Origin of the sequence: Marinobacter sp. GH_1 (assembly GCF_048595985.1) — a bacterium.
Classification (GTDB): Bacteria; Pseudomonadota; Gammaproteobacteria; order Pseudomonadales; family Oleiphilaceae; genus Marinobacter; species Marinobacter shengliensis.
In genome coordinates this window covers 1,567,120-1,589,292 of sequence record NZ_CP184460.1, presented here as the reverse complement: position 1 = coordinate 1,589,292, position 22,173 = coordinate 1,567,120, and the positions used below count along the sequence as shown (strand labels likewise).

21 protein-coding genes and 2 pseudogenes are annotated in these 22,173 nt (G+C 53.0%); 12 read left to right on the top strand and 11 right to left on the bottom strand.

The genetic code is table 11. The features are described 5' to 3' along the window. Positions 1-9: 9 nt before the first annotated feature. Together ACNSOI_RS07275 and ACNSOI_RS07270 are read left to right on the top strand one after the other, a co-directional pair. Entirely contained in the window at positions 10-1,218 is a 1,209-nt protein-coding gene (locus ACNSOI_RS07275) for an acyl-CoA dehydrogenase family protein (protein WP_420195473.1), read from the top strand. 53 nt (positions 1,219-1,271) lie between these two features. Further along, positions 1,272-2,279, top strand: a complete 1,008-nt coding sequence (locus ACNSOI_RS07270) for a hypothetical protein (protein ID WP_286254677.1) — start codon at positions 1,272-1,274, stop codon at positions 2,277-2,279. Positions 2,280-2,301: 22 nt separating this feature from the next. On the opposite strand, the gene ACNSOI_RS07265 is transcribed toward ACNSOI_RS07270, so the two are convergent. Both ACNSOI_RS07265 and sstT read right to left on the bottom strand, forming a co-directional pair. After that, positions 2,302-2,808: a shikimate kinase gene (locus tag ACNSOI_RS07265; RefSeq protein ID WP_106695378.1), complete on the bottom strand. Its 507-nt coding sequence runs from the start codon at positions 2,806-2,808 to the stop codon at positions 2,302-2,304. Next, positions 2,808-4,028, bottom strand: a complete 1,221-nt coding sequence (gene sstT, locus ACNSOI_RS07260) for a serine/threonine transporter SstT (protein WP_106695377.1) — start codon at positions 4,026-4,028, stop codon at positions 2,808-2,810. Before sstT ends, ACNSOI_RS07265 begins: the two co-directional genes overlap by 1 nt. Positions 4,029-4,303: 275 nt before the next feature. Here sstT and ACNSOI_RS07255 point away from each other — a divergent pair, with 275 nt between their 5' ends. After that, positions 4,304-9,829, top strand: a complete 5,526-nt coding sequence (locus tag ACNSOI_RS07255; RefSeq protein ID WP_420195472.1) for a hypothetical protein — start codon at positions 4,304-4,306, stop codon at positions 9,827-9,829. Here the strand turns inward: ACNSOI_RS07255 and ACNSOI_RS07250 are convergent. Then, on the bottom strand, positions 9,807-10,667 hold the full coding sequence (locus tag ACNSOI_RS07250; RefSeq protein ID WP_420195471.1) for a hypothetical protein: 861 nt from the start codon (positions 10,665-10,667) through the stop codon (positions 9,807-9,809). The two genes, ACNSOI_RS07255 and ACNSOI_RS07250, sit on opposite strands and share 23 nt — an antisense overlap. Positions 10,668-10,932: 265 nt before the next feature. On the opposite strand from ACNSOI_RS07250, the gene ACNSOI_RS07245 reads away from it, so the two are divergent. Then, positions 10,933-11,184: a hypothetical protein gene (locus ACNSOI_RS07245; RefSeq protein ID WP_420195470.1), complete on the top strand. Its 252-nt coding sequence runs from the start codon at positions 10,933-10,935 to the stop codon at positions 11,182-11,184. A gap of 159 nt (positions 11,185-11,343) precedes the next feature. Here the strand turns inward: ACNSOI_RS07245 and ACNSOI_RS07240 are convergent, their stop codons facing one another. From ACNSOI_RS07240 to ACNSOI_RS07220, 5 genes are read right to left on the bottom strand one after another with little or no spacing between them, the layout of a single operon-like run. Beyond that, positions 11,344-11,811, bottom strand: a complete 468-nt coding sequence (locus tag ACNSOI_RS07240; RefSeq protein ID WP_420195469.1) for a nucleotidyltransferase domain-containing protein — start codon at positions 11,809-11,811, stop codon at positions 11,344-11,346. A gap of 4 nt (positions 11,812-11,815) precedes the next feature. Then, complete coding sequence (locus ACNSOI_RS07235) at positions 11,816-12,055, bottom strand: hypothetical protein (protein ID WP_420195468.1); 240 nt, start codon at positions 12,053-12,055, stop codon at positions 11,816-11,818. Between the two features lie 11 nt (positions 12,056-12,066). Continuing rightward, positions 12,067-12,375: a DUF551 domain-containing protein gene (locus ACNSOI_RS07230; RefSeq protein ID WP_156510014.1), complete on the bottom strand. Its 309-nt coding sequence runs from the start codon at positions 12,373-12,375 to the stop codon at positions 12,067-12,069. A 29-nt stretch (positions 12,376-12,404) separates the two neighbouring features. Next, the gene (locus tag ACNSOI_RS07225) at positions 12,405-13,037 is read right to left on the bottom strand and encodes a metallophosphatase domain-containing protein (RefSeq protein WP_420195467.1); all 633 of its coding nucleotides are present in this window, start codon (positions 13,035-13,037) and stop codon (positions 12,405-12,407) included. Then, positions 13,034-13,639 carry an exonuclease domain-containing protein gene (locus ACNSOI_RS07220; RefSeq protein WP_420195466.1) on the bottom strand — a complete coding sequence of 202 codons (606 nt, stop codon included), beginning with the start codon at positions 13,637-13,639 and terminating at the stop codon, positions 13,034-13,036. Before ACNSOI_RS07220 ends, ACNSOI_RS07225 begins: the two co-directional genes overlap by 4 nt. Positions 13,640-13,903: 264 nt before the next feature. Here ACNSOI_RS07220 and ACNSOI_RS07215 point away from each other — a divergent pair, with 264 nt between their 5' ends. The 4 genes from ACNSOI_RS07215 to ACNSOI_RS07200 all read left to right on the top strand — a co-directional run bounded on the left by ACNSOI_RS07215 (position 13,904) and on the right by ACNSOI_RS07200 (position 16,402). Then, on the top strand, positions 13,904-14,146 hold the full coding sequence (locus tag ACNSOI_RS07215; protein WP_420195465.1) for a hypothetical protein: 243 nt from the start codon (positions 13,904-13,906) through the stop codon (positions 14,144-14,146). Continuing rightward, positions 14,143-14,997 carry a metallophosphoesterase family protein gene (locus ACNSOI_RS07210; RefSeq protein ID WP_420195464.1) on the top strand — a complete coding sequence of 285 codons (855 nt, stop codon included), beginning with the start codon at positions 14,143-14,145 and terminating at the stop codon, positions 14,995-14,997. Before ACNSOI_RS07215 ends, ACNSOI_RS07210 begins: the two co-directional genes overlap by 4 nt. A 101-nt stretch (positions 14,998-15,098) precedes the next feature. Beyond that, complete coding sequence (locus ACNSOI_RS07205; RefSeq protein ID WP_420195463.1) at positions 15,099-15,434, top strand: HipA N-terminal domain-containing protein; 336 nt, start codon at positions 15,099-15,101, stop codon at positions 15,432-15,434. Between the two features lie 5 nt (positions 15,435-15,439). Further along, on the top strand, positions 15,440-16,402 hold the full coding sequence (locus ACNSOI_RS07200; RefSeq protein WP_420195462.1) for a type II toxin-antitoxin system HipA family toxin: 963 nt from the start codon (positions 15,440-15,442) through the stop codon (positions 16,400-16,402). A gap of 260 nt (positions 16,403-16,662) precedes the next feature. On the opposite strand, the gene ACNSOI_RS07195 is transcribed toward ACNSOI_RS07200, so the two are convergent. Then, on the bottom strand, positions 16,663-17,010 hold the full coding sequence (locus tag ACNSOI_RS07195; protein WP_420195461.1) for a RepB family plasmid replication initiator protein: 348 nt from the start codon (positions 17,008-17,010) through the stop codon (positions 16,663-16,665). A gap of 212 nt (positions 17,011-17,222) precedes the next feature. Here ACNSOI_RS07195 and ACNSOI_RS07190 point away from each other — a divergent pair. The 3 genes and pseudogenes from ACNSOI_RS07190 to ACNSOI_RS07180 all read left to right on the top strand — a co-directional run. Continuing rightward, positions 17,223-18,376 (top strand): annotated as a pseudogene (locus tag ACNSOI_RS07190) (IS3 family transposase). 212 nt (positions 18,377-18,588) lie between these two features. Then, positions 18,589-19,676 (top strand): IS3 family transposase gene (locus ACNSOI_RS07185; RefSeq protein ID WP_420195460.1). Its coding sequence is split into 2 segments (ribosomal slippage): positions 18,589-18,841 and positions 18,841-19,676, totalling 1,089 coding nucleotides; the frame shifts between segments, so codons are not numbered across the junction. 50 nt (positions 19,677-19,726) lie between these two features. Continuing rightward, positions 19,727-20,041, top strand: a pseudogene (locus ACNSOI_RS07180) (DUF1090 family protein); the annotation flags it as partial. Between the two features lie 348 nt (positions 20,042-20,389). Here ACNSOI_RS07180 and ACNSOI_RS07175 read toward each other — a convergent pair. Both ACNSOI_RS07175 and ACNSOI_RS07170 read right to left on the bottom strand, forming a co-directional pair. Beyond that, the gene (locus ACNSOI_RS07175; RefSeq protein ID WP_420195459.1) at positions 20,390-20,767 is read right to left on the bottom strand and encodes an antitoxin Xre-like helix-turn-helix domain-containing protein; all 378 of its coding nucleotides are present in this window, start codon (positions 20,765-20,767) and stop codon (positions 20,390-20,392) included. Continuing rightward, complete coding sequence (locus tag ACNSOI_RS07170) at positions 20,767-21,006, bottom strand: hypothetical protein (protein WP_420195458.1); 240 nt, start codon at positions 21,004-21,006, stop codon at positions 20,767-20,769. The genes ACNSOI_RS07175 and ACNSOI_RS07170 overlap by 1 nt, the downstream gene beginning before the upstream one ends. A gap of 350 nt (positions 21,007-21,356) precedes the next feature. Between ACNSOI_RS07170 and ACNSOI_RS07165 the strand changes: the two genes are divergently transcribed. Next, on the top strand, positions 21,357-21,980 hold the full coding sequence (locus ACNSOI_RS07165) for a hypothetical protein (protein ID WP_420195457.1): 624 nt from the start codon (positions 21,357-21,359) through the stop codon (positions 21,978-21,980). Positions 21,981-22,173 lie beyond the last annotated feature (193 nt).

The window sequence follows — 22,173 nt, the reverse complement described above, 5'->3', positions numbered from 1 at the left end:
ACATTCGCTATGAATCTCGACATTCCTGGAAAGTTTGCACCGATTGTTCATCAGGCCCAACAGGTGGCCCGGGAAGTTTTCCGACCGATTTCCCGACATTATGACCGCGCCGAGCACGCCTATCCCAAGGAACTGGATATGTTCGCCTCCATCATGGACGGCATGAACGATGGCGCGGCCGATGGTGGTGCCGGGGCTGGCCGCCTGGCCCGCTCCGCCGGAGACACCGGCACCGGCAACCAGAATGGCACCAACATGAAAACCGTTCTGGGTCTCACGGAACTCTGCTGGGGCGACGTTGGCCTGGCTCTGTCCATCCCTCGCCAGGGTTTGGGTAACTCCGCCATTGCCGCCGTTGCCAACGAGCAACAGCTTCAACAGTTTGGCAAGACCTGGGCAGCCATGGCGATCACCGAACCCGGTGTCGGTTCGGATTCCGCCGCCATTCGGACGACGGCCACCAAAGACGGCGACCACTATATTATTAACGGTGAGAAGATCTATGTGACCGCCGGTGAAAGGGCCAATGCCGTTGTGGTCTGGGCCACACTCGACAAATCCCAGGGCCGGGCCGCGATCAAGTCGTTCGTGGTGGAGAAAGGGACACCAGGAATGACCGTGGAGCGACTGGAGAAGAAACTGGGAATCCGCGCCTCAGACACGGCCGCTATCCGTTTTCACAATTGCCGGGTTCCGAAAGAAAACCTGCTGGGTGATCCCGAGATCAGCGTGGACAAAGGCTTTGCCGGCGCCATGCAAACCTTTGACAACACCCGACCGGTGGTCGCTGGAATGGCCATCGGAGTGGCTCGGGCCGCCCTGGAGCGCACTCAGGAAATTCTGAAGACAGCAGGATTGGACCTGGCCTACCAGCAACAAAGCTGGACAACCACCGCCGCTGTCCGGGAACTGCATTTGCTGGAAGCGGAACTGGAGGCCGCCAGGCTACTGACGCTCAGAGCCGCCTGGATGGCCGACAACGGCCAACCCAACTCCAAAGAAGCGTCCATGGCCAAAGCCAAGGCCGGCCGGGTGGGTAACCAGATCACGCTCCGCTGCGTAGAGCTGTGTGCATCACTGGGGTACCAGGAAACGGAACTGCTCGAGAAATGGGCCAGGGACTCCAAAATACTCGATATTTTCGAAGGCACCCAGCAGATCCAGCTTCTGATCATCGCCCGACGATTACTCGGAAAGTCGTCCTCCGAGCTGAAATAAGCTAACCTGTCAGGGACTTATATTATGCCCCTGACCAATGACAGGTAGCCCGGATGCTCAGGATTAACCGCGAAAACCTTCGGTCCAGCCATCAGTTGATCTGGTTCCTTATCGATTTCCTGATGCTGGGCCTACTGATCATCAACCTGGCCTTTATCATCTGGGATTCGATATACAGTTTCGTTGCGGTTCAGAACCTGCTGGAAGAAAACCTCCCCGCCGTCAATGCGATCTACCAGCCGATCCATGAACGCTTTATTTTCTATGATCTGATCTTCGTCTCCATCTTCCTGACCGAGTTTTTTGTCCGCTGGGGCTACTCCGTCAAAGCCAAGGTCTACGACCGCTGGTATTTCTACCCGTTCATACACTGGTACGATCTGGTGGGCTGCATCCCCGTTGGCGGCTTCCGCTTCCTGCGGGCGCTGCGGATCATTTCGATCATCTACCGCCTGCACCAATACAAGATCATTGACTTCACCAGCACTCGCTTGTACCAGTTTGTGTCGTTCTACTACGAAGCCTTCATGGAAGAGTTATCAGACCGGATTGTTCTGAAGGTTCTGAGCGGCGTTCAGGATGAGGTAAAGCGTGGTTCGCCCCTGTTCGAACGTATCCAGACTGACATTCTGTTCCCGAGACGGTCCATGTTGTCGGATTGGTTATCGGAACGCGTCGCCCTGGCTGCGCAGCACGGCTATATTCCCAATAGAGGTGCCCTGCGAGTCTATCTGGAAGACCGTGTAGACAACGCCCTGAAGCAGAATCTTGAACTGTCGAGACTGAAATACCTGCCGGTGGTTGGCCCAACCATACAGGACACGCTGGAAAATGCCGTTGGCGATATTGTTGCAAACGTGATCCACCAGATCCTGGAAGATCTGGCGTCTTCCAGCAATCACGCTTTTATCGAAGATATTGTGAACGTGATGCTGCCGGAGCCGGGAGAAGAGAAAGGAGCAGACCAGGAACAAGAGGCGTTGATCAACCTGATTCTGGAAGTCATTGACGCCATCAAGGACCAGGTACGAGTGAAACACTGGCGGGCAAACCTGCCGTAATCTGTCCCCCGGACAAATACCTTCAGAGCTTGCGGATAATAGCCTCACACAACTGGTCCTGATTGAAGCCCTCCCCTTTTATGGTCAGGTCTGCATAGCGGGTATAAAGCGCGAAACGCTCCTCGAACAACTCGGCCAGAGACTGGTCCGGCCGCCGTGAAATCCCCCGAAGGCTGTAATCGCCAATACGGTGAATCACCGTCTCCAGTGAAATGTCCAGGAACACCACAGTACCGTTGCGCTTCAAATGCTGCATTGCAGCATCACTGTACACTGCACTGCCGCCGGTACTGATAACCTGATTGTGAACGTCCAGCGCCAGCAGCACCTGCTCCTCGATCTGACGCAAGGCCACATAGCCGTCCTGATCAACAATCTCCTGCAGGGTACGGCCGGCCTGCTCCTGAATCAGCAGGTCGGTGTCGATGAACCCCATGCCAAGGCGCTTGGCCACCAGCACACCAATGGTGCTTTTGCCACTGCCGGGCATGCCGATGAAAATCAGATTGCGGCCAGTAGGATCCACCATCACACCCGATCCTCCGCCGCATGGCAGGCGGCTGCGGTAAACAGGACATCGGTGGAGGAATTCAGGGCCGTTTCAGTGGAATCCTGCACCACGCTGATTACAAACCCGATGGCCACCGCCTGCATGGCAACCTCGGCGGAGATGCCGAACAGACTGGTAGCCAGAGGAATCAGCAACAAGGAACCACCTGCCACTCCGGACACGCCGCAGGCTGCAACCGCGGATACCACGCAAAGCAGCAGCGCCGTTGGCAAGTCAACCGGAATGCCGAGCGTATGGGCTGTGGCCAGGGTAATCACCGAGATGGTAATGGCTGCTCCGGCCATATTGATGGTTGCCCCCAGCGGGATAGAAATCGCGTAGGTGTCCGGGTCGAGTTTCAGGCGCTCACACAGGTTGAGATTGACCGGAATATTGGCGGCCGAACTGCGGGTAAAAAAGGCGGTAATCGCGCTCCCCCGCAGGCAGGTAAACACCAGGGGGTACGGGTTCCTGCGTGTGTAAGCAAAGACGATCAATGGATTGGTCACCAGCGCCACAAACAGCATGCAGCCCACAATCACGGCCAGCAAATGACCATACTCGAGCAGGGCCGCCACACCAGACTCCGCCAGGGTATTGGCGACAAGGCCAAAAATGCCCAAAGGTGCCAGCCGGATGACCAGCTTCACGATACCGGAAACAGCGTCAGACAAATCGTTCAGAACCGACCGGGTAGCATCGCCGGACTGTCGCAACATCAACCCAAGGCCGATAGCCCAGGCCAGAATGGCAATGAAGTTCGCATCCATCAGTGCCGTGACCGGATTGGTAACCACACTCAAAACCAGGTTCTGCAGAATCTCAACAATGCTGCCCGGCGGATTGCCGGCCACTTCCGGCATATCCAGAGTAAGCTCAGAGGGGAACACAAAGCTGGCAACAACGGCCACCACAGCGGCCAGCAGGGTGCCAACCACATACAGCAACAACACCCCGCGAATGTGGGTAGGTTGCCCCTTCTGATGGGCAGCAATAGCCGACGCCACCAGTACAAATACCAGAATCGGCGCCACGGCTGTCAGAGCCGAAATGAATAATTGCCCAAGCAGCGATACTGACCGCGCCGCCTCTGGCGCAACAATGGCCAACAGTATGCCGGCAACAATGCCGATGGTAATTTGGGGGATCAAGCCCATTTGCAGTAACGGGCGGAGGAAAGCGGGCAGCCGGCTGGACATGTAAAAGCTCCTGTTTGTTGACTAAGGGGCCGTCCACCAGGCGGGCACACCCATCGGCGACCTTCAGATCGGTAAATCGTATTTTTTGGATACAAAAAGCAAAAAGGCAGATCAGTTAGTACTGATCTGCCTTTTTTATTGGTAGCGGGGGCTGGAGGTTATGAGAAGGACAGCAATAGCGACTTATAAATAGTCGCTAAAACACCTAACATTGCATTAAATCACATGATAAGTGATGATTGCTCATAATTTCGCCATGGCATTAAGAGCAATCAATGACAAAAGAAGTGGCGCAGGATTGGCACAGATCTTCGGTGGCTGTTGCGGACAATATGACCTTAAGGCTCGGAGAGCGCTTTGGTGACCTGTGTCATTGGGCGGTAGATCAAGGACTGGAGTTTCCGGTCGAGCTGAGTTTCCACATCCTAGGCTTAGACGAGTTCACGGTTGGCTTTGAAAACCTGGCGCAGGAGTTACGGCATCCTGAATCCGAGTCCATCCTCTCAGACTGGTCATTCAACCCAGTTGTCCACGAGCTGAAGAAATTCGCTGACGAGTTTGCCGCTGATTCAAGGTTACCCAAACTCTACCCCAGCATTGGGCACGGCGGGGGTGCTAAGAGGAACAAGCGACAGTTCAAAGATCTCGCAAGCCGAACTTTTTTGTTGAGCTTGATTGTTAACCCGCTGGCCGTTAACACGGATGAGGAAGTCTTTTGTAATCGACGGCGCTTGAGGATCTGGCTCATTGTTCAGGCAGCTATTCGGCTCATTGATTTTGGTTGTGTTGCAGATACCTCCGTTAGCAGTGCGGCCAGGTTCTTACAAGCCGACTCGCTCGACAGTCGTTGGGCATTAATCGACGAGTTGCTGGGTAGAACAAAGAAGCTGATCGGCTCCGCTCCAAATTCCTTTGAGAACTTCACCTCTGCAATGGAGAATGCGGCAGGTGTGATGAGGGAGGTAAAGTCTCGCCCGAAAAGCCATAACGAATTTCTCAATGCGATACTCTCCATAGCAAGCGGCTCGTGTCGCCAAATCGAATCGCGAACTTCAGCAAAAACCACTGCGATTCCCCTCCATTTAAAATCCAAATCCTCCCCGATTGATGAGTTGCCTTTCGAGTCTGGAGACTCGGCGTACAGTGTTATCCCCTCGGTTTCTGATGACGATGAGGGCGAAACCTTTTCGTACGTCACCGAAGTTGATCCAACGGATAGTGCCGCCCAGCAAACTCTCAGCTCCGGAAGTGTGTTCATGCAGACGATGGAACTGGCCCATTATCTGCCGTGGACCTGGGATAGCCTTTTGCCTCCTGAGGTTCAGTTGGTCGAGTCCTGGGTTGAGCGCACATTACAAACGATGGACAGGAGAGACCGGTTTGGCGGTGTTCTGGTTTGGGCAGCCATGCAGTTATCTCGGTCACTTCAGCTGGTTGAGCGAATACCAATTGGAACCGAGATGACCGATGAATGGAGTCTGAGCCCAGACTTCATGTTTCTGAAGCGGCGATCGCCGAGACGCCACAGTGCGTGGCGTCCTGATGAGGTTAGTCGGAATCTCGTCGAGCCATTCCGTGACGATCTAACCATCATCGTTCCAGAAAGGATTAAGCAGTCCCTGGAGTGGGTGGTTGATGCCAACGAGTCTAGTACGGAGCTAACCCTAGGGGCGGTTTGGAATAGGCTGTCGGAGATCAAGCTGGAAACCTGGTTCAATGGCCAGGCTGAGAAGCACTTTCCTCGGGTCACCAGCGCAAAGTTGGCGCAATGCAAAGGTCAGCAGTTATTCGGTCGAAGCGGAGACTTCAGCTTTTCGCGGTTGTTAGCGTCACACCCGAGAAGCGCACTTCCGGGAGCTTGTAGCTATGCTACTTGGGACGTTAAAGCGATCGAAAAAGGCTTACAGCTAGAAGTAACGCAAGGGCCCAACGAGCAAGATTCCATTCATGTGATGGGAAGTCTTCTGGCCCCCCTTGAGTCGGTTCTGTCCGAGGAAATTCAGCAAGCCACGGAAAAGCTCGAGCAAGCAAGAGAACGAGGGCTTGTTTTTTATCACAATACGCTGGCCCAGTACGTTGTAACGGCACTTTACGCTGCAAGCGGCGCCCGCCCGTTGAGGGATCCGTTTGAATCGATTAATCACTTCTCGTTCTCGCGCCAGTGCGTCTACATCAACGACAAGAATGATGACGGGCTTCATAACGGTCGTTTGGTGCCATTACCGCAGGCTGCGATGGAGTTGCTGACGCTCTATCTTAATCATCTGAACCACTTGAGTCAGGCTATCGGTACCCACCGCCCAGAGTTTGCGGAACAAATTGCTGAAACGGCCCAAGGACGTCCGGCCATGCCAAGCATACCGTTGTTCTTTCTTCTTGATGATCATCTTCGCTGGCACTCCATGGCTGATGCAGCTGATCTGGGTTGTTCGCTGTTCGACTGGGGGCTGCCCAATAACTTGTTTCGCCATAGGTATGCCCAGCGGCTATTGAAAGAAGGGGTTGACCCGGAAGTCATCGAAGGGTGGATGGGGCATGCGGAACGCGGGGCGGCAAGTTATGGTGATTTTTCTGCCCGATGTTGGGCAGAAGACGCTAAGAACTATCGCGAAGTGATTGAACAGGTGGTCCGTTCACTGCCATTTGCGCTTCCAGCATCAGTCCAGCAGCCTCCCCTGCTGTTTCTAGCCGAAACCCCACCAGGAAGCTATAGAGAGCCCGAAGTGTTTGGGCAGAGAGCCAGAGCCCGTGAGCGAAAGAAAAAACTCAAAGCCGCGATTCAACAAGCCCGTGCAGATATTGAGCTGATCCTGAATGGGCGATCACTCAACGAAATCCGTGATGACGAACTGGTCCGGCTGAGTAATCGGATGCTGCTGAGAGAAAACCACCTGCCGCACCCGCAGGCCAGTGTTCGTTTTCGGGTCTTTACCAAGCTCATGACACAACCCGAGCAAGAGACCGATTCTATAACTGAGCCCGAAGGTGGCGACCAGAAAGTACGGGATGGCGCGCTGGCCTCTGGCGCAGCAAGGCAGAAAATACTGAAAAAACGGATCATCAAGGTCAGCGATGAGCGATCATTGATGAGTCCAGACATTGCAGCGTCTCTGACGGTGTGTGACCGCTTGCAACACTGGGCTGAGTTAACAAACAGATCCTCTTACAAGGCGAAGCTGTCGAAAACCCGTGCCCTTTGCCTGGGCGCCGTGCTGTTGTCGGTGGAAAAGCGGCTCGGATACCAGCAGTTATTGCTCGATGTGATCAAGGGAGAGAATTTTCGTCTGATTCAACACAAGCGTCAGTATTTCTTTGAGTACAGCGAAACACTTACGTCGGATGATTTCGTCACGCCGGTTCAGAGGCTTGAGATCAGTTTTAAGGTCGCCAGCTTGCTGGCCCACGGGCGGGGTAAGAAGAACGGAGCCACTCTGCCGGCGCCCAAGGAGATAACCGAATTCAAGGGCCTGTTGGCGATCTATCATGACAACCATTCAGTTCATCCTGATCCATCAATGTTGGAACTGATTGACTGGCTGTGCAATGTCATCAATCAATCCAACCTAGCTGATATGCCTGGCATCGTTGCGGCAGCGTTGAGTGACCGCGCGCCACCCACCAGTGTTTCTCTATGGGATTTCGCCCGCATCCTTCATGACCGCGTTATTGATTTGCCAAGTGACGAGGCTCAGGCTGCCGAACCTCCGTCAAGACTTCCAACGCGCCTACGAGATCAGGAAACCGATAAGACTCGACTCCAGGAAAACGCCAAAACCTTCACTCAACTCGTTACGGCTGCGTTGAATGATTATGAAGCGAGACAGTCCAAAGCCCTTGAGTGCGATAAAAGTATTCAAACGATTTGCGAGAACTACCGCGGCTTGATCAGCCCGAGCGTGATTCTCAGTGGTCTATGGATTGCCGATCATGCTCGGCGTGGAAAGGCTAAATGGCGAAAGCAATTTGATCCTTTCGCCAAGAATACGTTGACGACGTATTGGAGTTTGTTGTCCCCGGCGGTTCGGGGTCTTTTGTATGACGTTGATTTGGTGGGCCTAGACAGCGATGAGATCACGGAACTGTGCGCTGAAATGCTGGAGCACAAAACTCTAACATCCCGGTACACCGGAGCGTTCGGGAAAAGACTCAAGGATTTTTTTAATTGGGCCTCACGGTACGGCGTGGCCTCTCCTGAGTGGGGTGAGCTGGATATCGCCAGTGATTATCGGTCGGTGAGCCCTGGGCTGATCACTGAAACTGAGTACCAGGCTGCGCAACAGGTCATTCAGGAAGACTGTAGTCTGAAGGTCGATGATAAGAGGATGCTGGGATTTGTTCTTCTCATGACCTACCGATTTGGCTTGCGAGCCAAGGAGGCAATCAATCTCTTGCGCAGAGATTGGTGCGAAGACGACCGATTCCGCTGGGTTTTGGTTCAAAATAATCAATACCGAAAACTGAAAAGCAAACCAAGCCGCCGGGCTGTGCCTTTGCTCTTCTCGCTGTCTGAGATCGAGCAGGATCTCATTGATAGTGTTCTGGCCCGCTATCAAACGATTGCCTGGCCAGAAACCAACCGGCCCATTCTCTGTGAAACCTCGGACAAAGGGGTTCCGGTGCTCACCAGTCTTGCGCCGCGGATATCCGAAGCGTTGATTCGTATTCTTCGCAGTGTCACGGGCAATCCCACACTGGTTCTTCATCACAGTCGCCACAGTTTTTACAACCGGATTGTTCCAGCGCTGTTCGGCCTCGATAGCCCTCTGTCGAATAAGCTGACGGACGCGCTCGATCATCCCGGCCTAAAACGTTTGATACTGGGTGAGGCGGTTGGCGCCTCACGTCGCAGTGCAATGGCAGCAGGCCGCTTGATGGGGCATCGCTTTCCGAGTACAGGGCTCAAAAATTACTGTCACCTGGTGACGGATTGGATCGATCAGTTGACTCCGGTTGTCCACCAGCGGACCCACAAACTACCCGGAGCTGTTCAAATCTCCGAACTGCCAACGAGACCGCCAACAGCATCTCCGGAGATGGTTACTGCGCTGGATTACCCGGCCCCTACTCTAGGTGCCCTCTTGAGAACGCTTCGGCTTGTGGGGTTGGGGCAACGCTACGAGCGGGCCGCAGAGCTCATTAAGATTCATCCTAACGTTCAGGCACAGTTGAAGTCGGTCATCAACCTCGCAAATGATCGCATGAGGTTTAGTTCACCCACTGACAAAAACGTAAAACTGAAGGGGGAGGATTGTCCTAATGCTCTGCTGGAGACCCTTTCGGATCAAGCCTGGAGTAGATTGATCCATCACGCTGAGTCTTTAAGTGAGGAAAAGGTCCTTGGTTGGAGCGGTGTCTCGGCCGATTACCTGGATGAACTTCGCTACATGGTGAGCCCAAATCGCCAGCTGCTCATGTACCAGGCTTCACATTTCGCATTGGCAAAACACGTTACGGATTTGTTTCAAGTACCGAGTAGTCAATTTAAGGTTGTTGCAAAAAATGGACACGCGGAGATCATGACCGAAATGCGGGCTGCTGGTTTCGATGTGCTTCCGGACTCCTCAATCAGCTTCAACCTGGATGGCTTTCCGGTGTATATGAATGATCGACGCACGAATGCTCGCGTGACCGACTATGGCGGCCTGATACTCTCGCGATCTAAGACTGGAATTGTGCGCAATTCTTTTGAGCTCGCTCTGGTATTTCTCGCTGTCGGTGTACTGATCCAAATAGACCTCGGCACCATCAGTACCGCCCAGGGCGACAGTCAGTGGCGCTCTACAGCGCCAACTGACTGCTAGCGATTCTTATCTGAACCTCCCCCTCGGTAACTGGCCGGATATCCTTCACGTAGCGTCTGACAACGCCTCTGAGGTCTTGTCTCTTGCACACGGTTACCTCAATAGCCTTGATGGGCGCGAGAAAAGCTTCAGCAGCGATGCGCAGCTGGTTTTCCTGTTCAGCGGTGTATGTGTCTGTGCGGTCCGTCTGAGGTTGCCCCATATCGTTGATTTTCCGAAGAAAGATGGATAAATCGTCCGCTTTGATCCCATCGGATAGTGCCAGAAAAACCTCGTCACTCGAGTCTATGACCTCCGATAGGGCCGGTTTGATTTTGCCCTGAATGGGAAGTGATTGGAGACCTGAATTGGGAAACGAACACTCAAACGGTGCGGTGATTGTCTGATTTTTATGTTGTCGACGGTACTCTGTGGCTGCCGCCCCCACAAACTTGCGTTGCTGGGCGGTAAGATTGCTCGAGGGCGGTGAGAAAATATCCGCTCCGAACTCCAGAATTGACGAGGTAAACTCTAACAGTACCTGACGCAGCTGCTCTATCGTATAATCGCCGACGTGCCCTGATGCCGAGTTTACGAGGAGAAGGATAAAAAATGGGTCTGCCGGATCCCAAGCTTCTATTAAGCAGTCTTGGGATGTAAATGTCAGTTCGTTCTCCAACATGAACGTTTCGGCATAATCCTCAAATAACGCACGCACCCCTCCGAGAAAATTATCGAGCGCAGGATTTTTGGTGCGCTTCCGATTAATACTATACACATGATCTGAAAGTGGACTAAAGGCGCTGTTCTTTAGTCGGATGGACGTTATGATGCTTCCTAACGAATGAAGTTCCTGCATGCATGATCCTCAACATGGGTAAACGTGGGAACACTTTGAATTTTCGTCTGTGTATAGACTTTTAACACACGCAGTGAGCCCACTGAGGAGTGGACGGCCATACGCAGGCGATCTTGTGTCGTTTTGGAAACTTTGGGGTTTTTTCCGCACATTTTTATGGGATGTCGAACATCGAATGCAGCAATGTTGAACGATGTCATTCCCAATCTGCTATGGATAAAACTGCTAAATTTGGGCGAAGATCAGGATTGAAGGCCTCCCTCCGATGGATGATCCCGCAGAGAAGACTGGCAACATCGAAAACTACATCCGGCATTTAGCCCGGCAGAATGGCGTGACTTATCAGCCGCTACATGATGACGACATTGCCACCGTTGCCACTCGCCTCGCGGGCGACGAGGTTGTCACTGACGATGTTGAGGATCTGATTGTTGCTCTTCGCAGAGCCAACGTGATCAGTGGCGAGCAGATGGTGGAATTGCTAGGTCGTTATTTGCGGTGCACCTACAGTTCATGAGGAGTGGTTGGGTCCCACACAAACATAAGCGGCGTTGTGCCTATTAAGGCCCGAATTGGGAATATTGCGATCGATCTTCTCGGACGCTCGCGTCCCGTTTTACAAGAGCTCAGTGTTTGTGAATTTACCATAGGAGCGGCTGAAAATTTTTGGCAGGTGTCATCGATGCCAGAGAGGAATGCCATCTCGTGCGACGGAATGAAGCAGACCAGGATTGGAGTAGTTGTCTGGATTACACCACTCACTCTCCCAAACTGGCAGGGCCTGAATCAGAACGCCGGTTTCAGTGAGCACCTCAAACGCCAAGTCAGCCATCGCCAGCTTTGTATCTACGAAATCACCGGGCTGTCCAACTAGAATAACCGCTACGTCCGCGTCGCTTTCGTCGTGATAATCGCCTCGGGCTCGGCTGCCAAACAGGATCAGCTGGATGGCATCGAACTTATTCGCCAATTTTTCGCGAAACACCAGAACCGCATTCCGGATGTCCACCTGGTCATCCATCACAGTTTGTTCCAGGCCGACCGATGTTGCCTGATCCCACTCCCGAACTGCCTCCGGCATGGGCGCGCTTGGATCACACTGGGCTATGAGGTCATCCAGGTGACAGGTCTTCTTCTCTGTCATGACGTCACCTCCGGTGGTCTCGGCGACCATGGATCACCACAGCTTTCAGCCTTTCGGTCCCTGTATTCGAGAACCGGTCCAGCGTCTGATATTCGCCATCCCACTCCTGAGCATGCCGGTACCGGACAACCTTTTCGGGGGTGAGCTCTACAATGTCATCAAAGCCGGTTTCGTAGCCTTCAACCAGCACCAGTGTTTCCGGTCGTAGCTTTCTTAGCTGTACGATCAGTTCTTCTGCCGTCACGTTAGACGCCCTCAGAGCATGGAATATTCGTCGTCATCCAGATTAGCGTGCACGCTCTTTTCATTCATCCGCTCTTTGCACAGATCAACGAGTGCGTGGTCATCAAATGATGTTGCAAGCCATTCAGGCAATGCGTCCTTATTCGGCAAAGGCATCCATCCAACAACCGTGACCCCTTCAGGAATATTGCCCCATTGCCTATCCACAGCATAAGCATCAGTAATGCCGCTGTTTCCACGACCAGACCAACATCCTAGGTACAAAGCGATCACAATCTCCCGATCTTCAGGCATTTGATCCTTGGGGTTAATCCACGACATGAGCCCGTCCTCAATCAAAATTGGCCGATTTATATCTCCATCACGATCGGCGGGTTCCGCGGCTCATACCGCGCGTTGCAGGTGCTTGCATTGATCAACTTTGCTTGTCCCTGCTGGTATTCCCCGTAGCCTTCATGGATGTGGCCAAAAATGTGCACTTTGAGTGCAAGTTCCTGAATGCAGGCCAGTAGATCAGCACAACCAACGTTCTGGCTTTTGAACCCCATATTGGCTTCGTCACCAATGCCTCTGGGTGGCCCATGGGTGATCAGCACATCAGTATCGCCCGGAATGAGCCGCCATTTCTGGTTTAGCGGTTCGCCCCGCTCCAGCATAAACGCCCAATCCATGAACGTGGGTGTCCAGGGAGAACCCCAGAATCGGACACCTTCGATCTCGACGCCGCTGTCCTGCAGATAAATGGCGTTGGTCAGGGCTTGCCGTGCCAGTTCCGGGGTTTCCTGGAAGGCCCAGTCGTGATTCCCGGCAATCACGATCTTATGCCGGTGCGGCAGCGCTCCCAGCCAGTCGTTAAAATCTTCGATGTTCTCCAGCGTGCCTTGCCCCAGACAGTCACCCGCATGAATGAACACATCGCCGACTGGGATCTCGGGGATTCGCCAGTGCAGACTGTGGGTATCTGATATGCAGACCAGCTTCATTCGGAGATCTCCGGTGGAGTTAACAGTTCGGACTCCAAAGACCAATCCATAAACGGTAACAGCCTCACGATATTGCGGGCATCGTCTACCCCGCGATGGTGGTTGCCCTCAAAGGTCAGGTCGTGGAATGCCAGGGCACTGCTCAGCCCGGTCTTTTTCTTCTGGCCCGTGGTACGGCGCCACAGTCGTTTGAGGTTCAAGTGTGGGTAGTTCAATGGCAAAGGCCTGGCATCGTCTAATTGGCTTTGTGCCAACAGATGCAGGCGATCGTAGTTCCCCCAGCTGCACCAAAGGAAATCCTCCGACGGGCTTCCAAGCCATTCGTTCAGTAACTGAATTGCCCGTGGGAAATCCGGCGCCTCAACAACCATCGACTGCGTGATGCTGGTGAGCTCCGCACAGAATCCACTGAGAACCGGGTATCGAGTGGGGCGCACCAGAAACGACTGGCTATCCAGCACCAGCCCTTCCCGGGTGGCCAGCGCACATCCGAGCTCAATGATCTCCATGTTCTCGACGCTCTGTGGCTCGCCATCGGGCGTGCGCTGGTCGCCCCAACAGGTAGCTTCCAGATCGATCACGAGAAGGGTTTCAGGTTTCATCACTCGGGCACTCGCACGGTGTGGCTGATTTTTGGGCCGTTGCCATCAGACATTTGTGAAGGCGTCACCCGACTTTAACCCAAGATGCCTCAAAAAAATCTCAAATACAATTGTATGCGTTGAGCATACTTGTTGATTTTATTGACTTTTTCAAAAAATAATTTGTAGATTTTTTTTGCCGGGCGGCCTATCGTTAAAGGAGCATTTTCTGGCGCGCCCATCGTTGGCGAGAGACCGAAAAATGATTCCGGATGGAGGTAAAGAATGGTCAAGCGGCTCACAGAGGGCGAATTGCTAAAAGGTCTGAATGCCCACACAGTTCATGCGGATGAGCTGGCTCAGCCCCTTGAGCAGGAGCTCACACCATTGGAAAAGCTCCGTGGGTCGGTGAAGAAGTATGACCACCCGACCGAGCCTGTCTGGGATGAGTTCTTTGACAGTGAAGGCGTCAGCGAGGATTTTATGGAGGATCGAGATCAACCGTCGAACCGAGAGCGTGATGAGTGAATAGCCAGTCGCGTCACGAAGGCTCGCTCGTCATTACGGGCATCGAGACCACACCCTTTCACGAACTGCCTTACCGAACCAGTGGCGCTCGGCAACCTCAACGATGCCGGCTGTCCTTCCACCGGGCCTTTGCAAACGGCATTCCGCCGGGCATTCAATCGTTGGTGTTCGTGTCGGATCTGCAGGGCCGCGAAATTGGAGGTGCCAATCGATTGCTTGGTGAGGTCGTCGCGGATGAGTTAAACGCCCTAGTGGAAACTGGCCAGACTCCGCGGCCGGCCGCCATCTTCGCTTGTGGCGATCTTTATGACTACCCGGATTGCCATAAACGCGGCGGCTCGGGGCCCGTGGATGCTGTGTTTGAGGCGTTTACCAGGGCGGCGTCACGCGTGATTGGCGTTCTGGGCAACCACGATGAATTAACCGACCCCCAGCGACTTTCAAATGCAGTCGATCTTCTTGATGGCGATGTTGTTGAGGATGTCTATGGGCTCACCGTTGGTGGCGTGTCCGGTATCGTTGGCGATCCACATCGCAGTCAACGAAGAAGCGCTGAGTCGTTCTTACAGGTGACGGAAAGTGTGACGGATAAAAAGCCCGATATCCTTCTGCTCCACCAAGGGCCAACCGACCCGAGTCGCCCGGACCGACGGGGAGATCACGATCTTGAGCTTTCCCTACGCTCTGGTTTTGAGGGCCTGACAGTGTTCGGCCATACACGATGGGAGGAGCCCTGGCTGATTCCGATGGGGGAGGGGCAAGTATTAAACGTGGACGGGAGAGTAGTTGTAGTGGTGCCAAACCAGGACACCGGTGAGCAAGAGCAGGACGAACGGTCTTCTAAAGCGTAAGGTCGATGACAAAGCAGCTGGCGTAGGCCTGGTCAAAAGAGCGGCCACGACAGTCGTAGATTAGAAATTTTTGGTTGTTCCGAAGAGATGGAGATACCCGCTTGCCCAACAACATCAATGCTACCGTGAAATTCCACGACCGTATCGCGGGTAAACTTTCGCGGCGGGGCGGACTTTTCACGTTTCAGTACGATCCAGAATTTCTTGCCGGCACCTCGGAGCCACTGAGCCTGAGCCTTCCCCTTCAACGCGAGCCATTTGTATCTGACACGCTCCATGGTTTCTTTAGCGGTTTGATCAGTGAGGGCTGGCTCCGGCGGCTACAGTCTTTCTCACAAAAGATTGATGAAACCGACGAATTGCGACTGCTGGTCAACAATGGCCGTGATCTCTCGGGAGCTGTAACCATCGAACCGATTGAGAACGCACTATCGTGAATTGCTTGACCTGCCTGCAACCGCTTCCTGAAGGCCATTACATTCAGCATCATTCATCCTGCCTGGAAACGCTGTTCGGCAGCAGCACACTCAATATCGAGCTGGCCGCGGACAGACGAGCGCTCACACAGTCCCTGCCATCGTTTGCTTCGGGTTATTCAATCGCGGGCGTCCAAATGAAGTGCCATCTCACCATCAACGATGGCGGGCTTAACCTGGCTGACGTGGGCGGAACTTTTATCCTCAAGCCATCGCCGGAACGGTACCCTTTTGCGGCCGAGAACGAGCACGCCTCAATGGTGCTGATGAGGAACCTTGGATTCGACGTGCCACCGTGCTCCCTCCTCTCATTGGGCGACGGCCACAAGGTCTTCGTCATTCGACGCTTCGACAGAACAACTGATGGTAAAAAGATCCACCAGGAAGACGCGATGCAGGCACTTGGGGCTTCTAACCTGCGATCTGAGAACAAATACACCGCCGCTAGCTATCAGGTGGTACTAGAGCTGGCAATTAAACATGGCGGTTTGCCTTCCGGCCTGGAGCTTTTCCGCAGGTTGGTCTTTAGCTACCTCATTGGCAACGACGATCATCATATGAAAAACATTGCCTTCGTGAAACAACCGTTCAGATTGGCTCCGGTATACGATGTTCTTGCCTCGTCCTTGTTCTCGAATTCACCTCTGTCGTCGACCATGGCTCTAAGTTTTTTGACCCATGGCGAACCGGAGTACTTACAACATATGGGAAATGGGTTTTATTCCGGCGGGGACTTCGTTCAATTGGCCGAGGCGGCCGGGTTGGATGCGCCAGTAGCTCGAGAAACCATCCTCAATCTTGTCGCAAAAATTAAATCTGAGGCACCAAAAACAGTTCAGACCTCCCTCATGCCACCAGACATGAAAGATCATTATTTAGATCTGGTTAAACGCCGCGCACGGTTCGTCGAACTTTTAGATCTCGGATAACAGCCCTTGCGCATACCGTTCCCAAACTCAGGATCCGGATTTCTCCAACTCTGGGTAGACCTAAATAGGGGACCGGGTTCATTCGGCGTTTCTTGAAGGCCCAGGACCGGATTATTTCTCGATGCGTTAGACGCCGCAGAAAAGTAAGAAAGGCCTACATATACCCGCTGTTTTTATTTTGCATGGCCCTCATGAACATTTTATGTCGTAAACCAGGTCGTAAAACTCCCTGAGGTATGTGTGCTAGTTCAGCAAAATCGTTAAAGACAACCTTTGAGAAACTCCCCGCTAAAGCAAAATTCGACCCTTCCCTCTGACTCAATATATTTACCATTCTCTAAGAAACCGATCTCTTTTTCTTGCCCGGGGAATTGGACTTTGGCGCTCAATAGAGACTCCAGTCCTCTTGTAAGATCTCGATAGGGCTGCTCAGATTCGGGAAAAAGATAAATCCACTCTTGAACAGATATCGAAATTGGGGGAGCAATACCTGTTACATAGTGTATTAAAGAAACCTTGGTCAGAGCCAAGGTACGCAGCCGCAACCCCATCAATGACAGATTCTGGGATGCTTCGATCAATCTATTTGGTATTAGTACGGTTTCCATTAAAGGCTCCCTCACTATTGATAAGATCACCTTCGCAAACAAGTTCGATATTGTAACGACCAATTTGTTGCCTCTCGCCAGAGCCCTTTGAAATGGACTATTTTTAGGCTGCAGTGTGTCTTTGTGTCGAGGGAAGTCCACTGTAAGGTAGGGTTCTACCCCGTTACTGCGGACATTCCTAAAAAGAGGCACACTGTGCCAAAGGAGTGTTCATGTCCAGACGCAGAAAATATAGCCCAGAGTTCAAACGCGAAGCCATTGCTTTGACCTGCCAACCCGGTGTGAGTTGTCGCCAAGTCGCCTTGGAGATCGGCATTAATCCCAATCTGTTGTCTCGTTGGCGCAGAGAAGCGGATGAGGAAAGTGACAAGGCCTTCAAGGGCTCTGGCTCACCCAGAGACGAGTAGGTCGCCCGTCTCAAACGAGAGTTGGCCCGTGTAAAGAAGGAGCGTGATTTTTTGCGCGAAGCGGCAGTGTTCTTCGCAAAGGAGTCGTCCTGAGGTATCAGGCGATTCAACGTTGTCGCAATCATTTCCCAATACGTCTTATGTGCCGATGCCTGAAGGTGTCGGCCAGCGGTTATTACGCTTGGGTATCTCGCCCCCAGTCCGCCAGGGCAAAGGCTAATCAGCACCTGTTGTCACGCGTCAGAGAGATTCATGATGACAGCGGAGGCATGATTGGCTCACCGCGTATGCACGAGGACCTGGCTGCCGAGGGTGCTTCAACAAGTCTGAATCGTGTTGCGCGATTGATGGCCATGCATGGCATTCAGGGATGGCCACGCAAGAAGCGCGGACGCCTGGGGCGTCGATCTTATCGGCCACCGAGTATCCGGAATCATCTGGTGCGGAATTTCTCCGCTCTGGAGCCAGACACCAAGTGGGTGACGGATATTACCGAGATACCCACTCAGGAAGGAAAGCGCTTTCTGTGCGTGGTCCTCGACCTGTTCAGCAAGCTGATCGTTGGTTGGTCCATGCATCACCGGCAAGATCGGCACATGGTGATCAGAGCGGTTGAGATGGCCGTTTGGCAACGTCAGGGGAAAGTCCCGGTGATATTACACTCAGATCGAGGCAGCCAATTCACCAGCGGCGACTACCAGCGATATCTCGGCAGCAACCGCCTGGTGAGCAGCATGAGTGCCGTTGGCCATTGCGGTGATAATGCCGCCTGCGAGGGGTTCTTCGGAATGCTCAAGCGGGAGCGAATTCACCACCGGCGCTATCGCACTCAGAATGAAGCGAGAGCTGACGTATTCGACTACATTGAGCGGTTCCATAATCCCAGGATGCGACGTAGAGTTGCTGCTCAGGACAGGAAGCTGTCCGCCGTTTTAAAACCATCCTTGGAAACGGGGTAGAACCCGAATTAAAGAAGAACACACTAAAATCATCCACAGTGCGAACACTAAAATGAAAAAATCAATAATCACCTGCTCAGCATTTTTTCTCACTTTGAATTTTAGCGTTCCGACTACTGCCGCCACTAATGCCAGCCCTCTGGTATTCCCCCCGAAAAATAGCGGTTTTCAAAAGTAGAATTTTCCGTAAGCTAAACGCAGGGAGATTCTGCATGAAGAAGTCACGTTTTTCCGACAGCCAGATCCTGTCGATACTCAAGCAAGCCGAGAACGGCGTACCGGTTCCGGAGCTGTGCCGTGAGCATGGCATGAGCAGCGCCAGCTTTTACAAATGGCGCGCGAAGTTCGGCGGGATGGACGCATCGATGATGGCCCGCCTGAAAGAGCTGGAGGACGAAAACCGTCGGCTCAAGAAGATGTACGCCGAGGAGCGGCTCAAGTCGGACATTCTCAAGGAAGCCATCGAAAAAAAGTGGTAAAGCCGTCTCGTCGCCGTGAGATGGCGCAGAAAGCCGTCAATGAGAAGCGCGTCAGTATTCGCCTGGCTTGCTGGATGTTCAGCATCAGCGAGACCTGCTATCGCTACCAGGCCAAGCTTAGCAGCGAGAATGCCGAGATTGCGGACTGGCTGATCCGATTGACCCATAACCAACGGAACTGGGGCTTCGGGCTGTGCTTTTTGCACCTGAGAAACGTCAAAGGGTTTGGCTGGAATCACAAACGGGTGTACCGGATTTATCGGGAGTTGGAATTGAACTTACGAATCAAACCCAAAAAACGTCTGGTTCGTGAAAAGCCGGAGCCATTGGCTGTGCCGGAAATGATCAATGACAGTTGGTCGATGGACTTCATGCACGATCAACTTAACGACGGACGTAGTTACCGACTGCTGAATGTGATCGACGACTTTAACCGGGAAGGCCTTGGCATCGAAGTGGACTTCTCGCTGCCGGCGGAACGGGTTATCCGATCACTGGAGCAGATCATTGAGTGGCGGGGCAAGCCGCGTTCTATTCGCTGTGACAACGGCCCTGAGTACATCAGCGGCAAGCTGTCAGCCTGGGCTGAACAGCGGGTGATCAAGCTGGCGTTTATCCAGCCTGGTAAACCCCAGCAGAACGCTTATATCGAACGCTACAACCGGACGGTGCGTTACGATTGGCTGGCACAGTATCTGTTCGACAGCACCGAAGAAGTCCAGGATTATGCCACTCGCTGGCTCTGGCACTACAATCACGAACGACCCAATATGGGACTTGGAGGAATTACTCCTCAACAGAGGTTGGCCATGATGGCCTGAGGTCTACTTTTGAGCCCGGCTAAAAATGGGGGGATTACCCTCTCTGCACAGCAAAATCAGATGAGATAGAACGTCAGTTAAAGATGGCGTTACAAAGAGATGACGTCAGAACGGTGCGCGGTTTAAAAGCTGCCCTAAGGAATGTCGAAAATAATTGTACCGATGAGAAGTTGTTGGCAGAGGCTGAAGAAGAAACTCGGAAGAGCCAAAAGGAGGTTGAAATTCGTCAACGGGAACTTGAGCAAGCATTTAAGGATGGTGACTCAGAAGACATTGAAAAACGTCAATTGAAGCTTAATGAAGCTATTGATGAGCTCGATGAACATCGCCAAGAACTCAATAGATTACTCGACAGTAGCCTGTAAAATCGGATGAACCCGAGGCCACTCCTATTCACACATACGGTAATCCCCCCATCCGGTTGTTCTGCTCAATGTGATGGTAAAGCAGGTCAAAGACCGCGCGTTCGGAGCTGGCGCACCTGGACAAATTCACCGGCATTCCTGACAGCGCCAGAAACCCCGATATATCTACAATCTCTCGCTCTCCGAACAGGAAAGAGGTGTTCGGGTAGTTATGACCGGCGATAGCCCAGAAAGCGGGTGACCCCATATCGTGCCAGAAAGGTTTTAAGCGCCCCGGGTGTAGAGTACAGAGTGCCGTCAGGCCGGTAATGTATGGAATCGGCATTGTTATCGCTCTACGCTGAGGGGTTACCCTGCCCGCCTTGCATCAAAGTAGCGCCGAGTTTCCGCGAGATGCTTCAAAGAGCCTTGCGCCATAAAGTCCATGGCTGACGCTCCAAGAAAAGGAGGCTCACTGGTTTCCAGGCGAACCCGGCGATTGGCGCGGTCGGCCGTCGGATACATGACTCTCAAGGATTTGTAGATGCCCAGGATGTAGCTGATGCGCTCGAAGGTATCCCGCGAGAGCTTTACGTGCGGCAACGCCTGATACCTGACCAGCGTGCTCTGGGACACACCGCCCAGCATCTGCATCATTTCTTCACGGGTGCAGTCCCACTCACGACAAATACCAAAGAATCCCTTGAGGGCTACATGCCCTTTGGCTTTTTCGTCATCGAGGGCCATTATGTTCGTCCCTTCTTTAGCTGCCCTCGATCCTCCATAAAGTCGTCACTGACGCCTTCAGAGTCCAAATACTCGTCCCAAATCGAGTTGGTCGGCCGGTCATAGCGCTTAATCGAACCTTTGAGGCGCTCCAGAGGTGTAAGCTCCTGAGGCAACGGCTCGGCCAGCTCATCGGCATGGGCGGTGTGGGGATTGAGGCCTTCTAGTAGCTCTTCTTCGGTTGAGTGTTTTATCGTCATGGTAACGTACTCCATTGTCACTAGCGGGGCAGATCAAGAAACCATAACCTGCTTTGATCACGTGGTCGAGTCAGGGTCAAAGTGCAACTACGCAACAACCTGACGTTAGTTTATGCCGTTGTCTCTTGATGGTGAGTGGAAACAATCAGTAACAATGGCCATGAAGGTAGCGGTGGTCGGCGTGATAAGCCGTAATTGAGTAAGTTATCGTAAGATCCCGACTACGATATTATCTGACTCCAGAATTTCACAAGGGAACTCGCGCCAATGCAGTGCAGATTTCGGAGCCGATCCCGGTTACCAATTTAGCGCCAGCTTTGTGTTGCTGATCCGAATGGAGGGCTTGGGACGTGCAATCAGACAACGAAATTCGTAATCAGCTTGTCACCAAGGTGAGTCAAGACTATATGGCCTACATTCTGTCCCAAGACATCCAGAGCAGCATTTCGAACTCACAGCCCGATAACGAAACTCGTCAGAAGAGCCGGCCTCTATCGCCGAAAGAAAGAGACATTCTCAAAGCCGGCGGAGCGCGGTTCACAGACGCTGACGGCCATACCAGCGAAGAAATAACCCGCCGCCAGATCCAGCAGCTCCAGAATGAGGTGTACGACATAATTCAGCAGGCGCTTACTTTGGACGAGGTAGCTCAACGTCTTTCCACATCAAAGGAAGCGGTTCGTGCCCTCCTTGCAAAGACGCCCCCAGTGCTTTACACGCTAGAATCTCCCAGCAGAGAGGTACTGTTTCCTCGTTGGCAGTTTACAGAGAAAGCCACTCTCCCCCACCTTCAGATCATTTTTCAGAACATTGGTCCAGGTGTAAACCCACTGACCCTGAACCGGTTTATGACGACCGAAAACGGTGATCTGCCGCTCGGCAACCGCTGCCTAAGCCCAAGGGATTGGCTCGCCTCAGGCCATGATCCCTCAGAAGTTGAGATACTCGCCAGAGACATCTCCGGGCAGGTATAATGAACACTCAGCACTAGATAACACGGAGGCTCCATGAATATGACAGCAGCCCTCATCGGTTATGGAAGCTTTGTCTTGTCGATACTGGCCATTGGTGTTGTTGGGTATTGGAAGGCTGATGCTCTGGAAGCTTGGACCCGGCGGAGGTTACAAGTCTAAACAAATACCCAAATGTGGCTATACCCAAGGACCA

Excerpts from the sequence above, each read along its gene's own strand:
- ACNSOI_RS07275 (WP_420195473.1), top strand. The coding sequence starts at position 10 with ATGAATCTCGACATTCCTGGAAAGTTTGCACCGATTGTTCATCAGGCC.
- ACNSOI_RS07270 (WP_286254677.1), top strand. The coding sequence starts at position 1,272 with ATGCTCAGGATTAACCGCGAAAACCTTCGGTCCAGCCATCAGTTGATC.
- ACNSOI_RS07265 (WP_106695378.1), bottom strand. The coding sequence starts at position 2,808 with ATGGTGGATCCTACTGGCCGCAATCTGATTTTCATCGGCATGCCCGGC.
- sstT (WP_106695377.1), bottom strand. The coding sequence starts at position 4,028 with ATGTCCAGCCGGCTGCCCGCTTTCCTCCGCCCGTTACTGCAAATGGGC.
- ACNSOI_RS07255 (WP_420195472.1), top strand. The coding sequence starts at position 4,304 with ATGACAAAAGAAGTGGCGCAGGATTGGCACAGATCTTCGGTGGCTGTT.
- ACNSOI_RS07250 (WP_420195471.1), bottom strand. The coding sequence starts at position 10,667 with ATGCAGGAACTTCATTCGTTAGGAAGCATCATAACGTCCATCCGACTA.
- ACNSOI_RS07245 (WP_420195470.1), top strand. The coding sequence starts at position 10,933 with ATGGATGATCCCGCAGAGAAGACTGGCAACATCGAAAACTACATCCGG.
- ACNSOI_RS07240 (WP_420195469.1), bottom strand. The coding sequence starts at position 11,811 with ATGACAGAGAAGAAGACCTGTCACCTGGATGACCTCATAGCCCAGTGT.
- ACNSOI_RS07230 (WP_156510014.1), bottom strand. The coding sequence starts at position 12,375 with ATGTCGTGGATTAACCCCAAGGATCAAATGCCTGAAGATCGGGAGATT.
- ACNSOI_RS07225 (WP_420195467.1), bottom strand. The coding sequence starts at position 13,037 with ATGAAGCTGGTCTGCATATCAGATACCCACAGTCTGCACTGGCGAATC.
- ACNSOI_RS07220 (WP_420195466.1), bottom strand. The coding sequence starts at position 13,639 with ATGAAACCTGAAACCCTTCTCGTGATCGATCTGGAAGCTACCTGTTGG.
- ACNSOI_RS07215 (WP_420195465.1), top strand. The coding sequence starts at position 13,904 with ATGGTCAAGCGGCTCACAGAGGGCGAATTGCTAAAAGGTCTGAATGCC.
- ACNSOI_RS07195 (WP_420195461.1), bottom strand. The coding sequence starts at position 17,010 with ATGGAAACCGTACTAATACCAAATAGATTGATCGAAGCATCCCAGAAT.
- ACNSOI_RS07175 (WP_420195459.1), bottom strand. The coding sequence starts at position 20,767 with ATGGCCCTCGATGACGAAAAAGCCAAAGGGCATGTAGCCCTCAAGGGA.
- ACNSOI_RS07170 (WP_420195458.1), bottom strand. The coding sequence starts at position 21,006 with ATGACGATAAAACACTCAACCGAAGAAGAGCTACTAGAAGGCCTCAAT.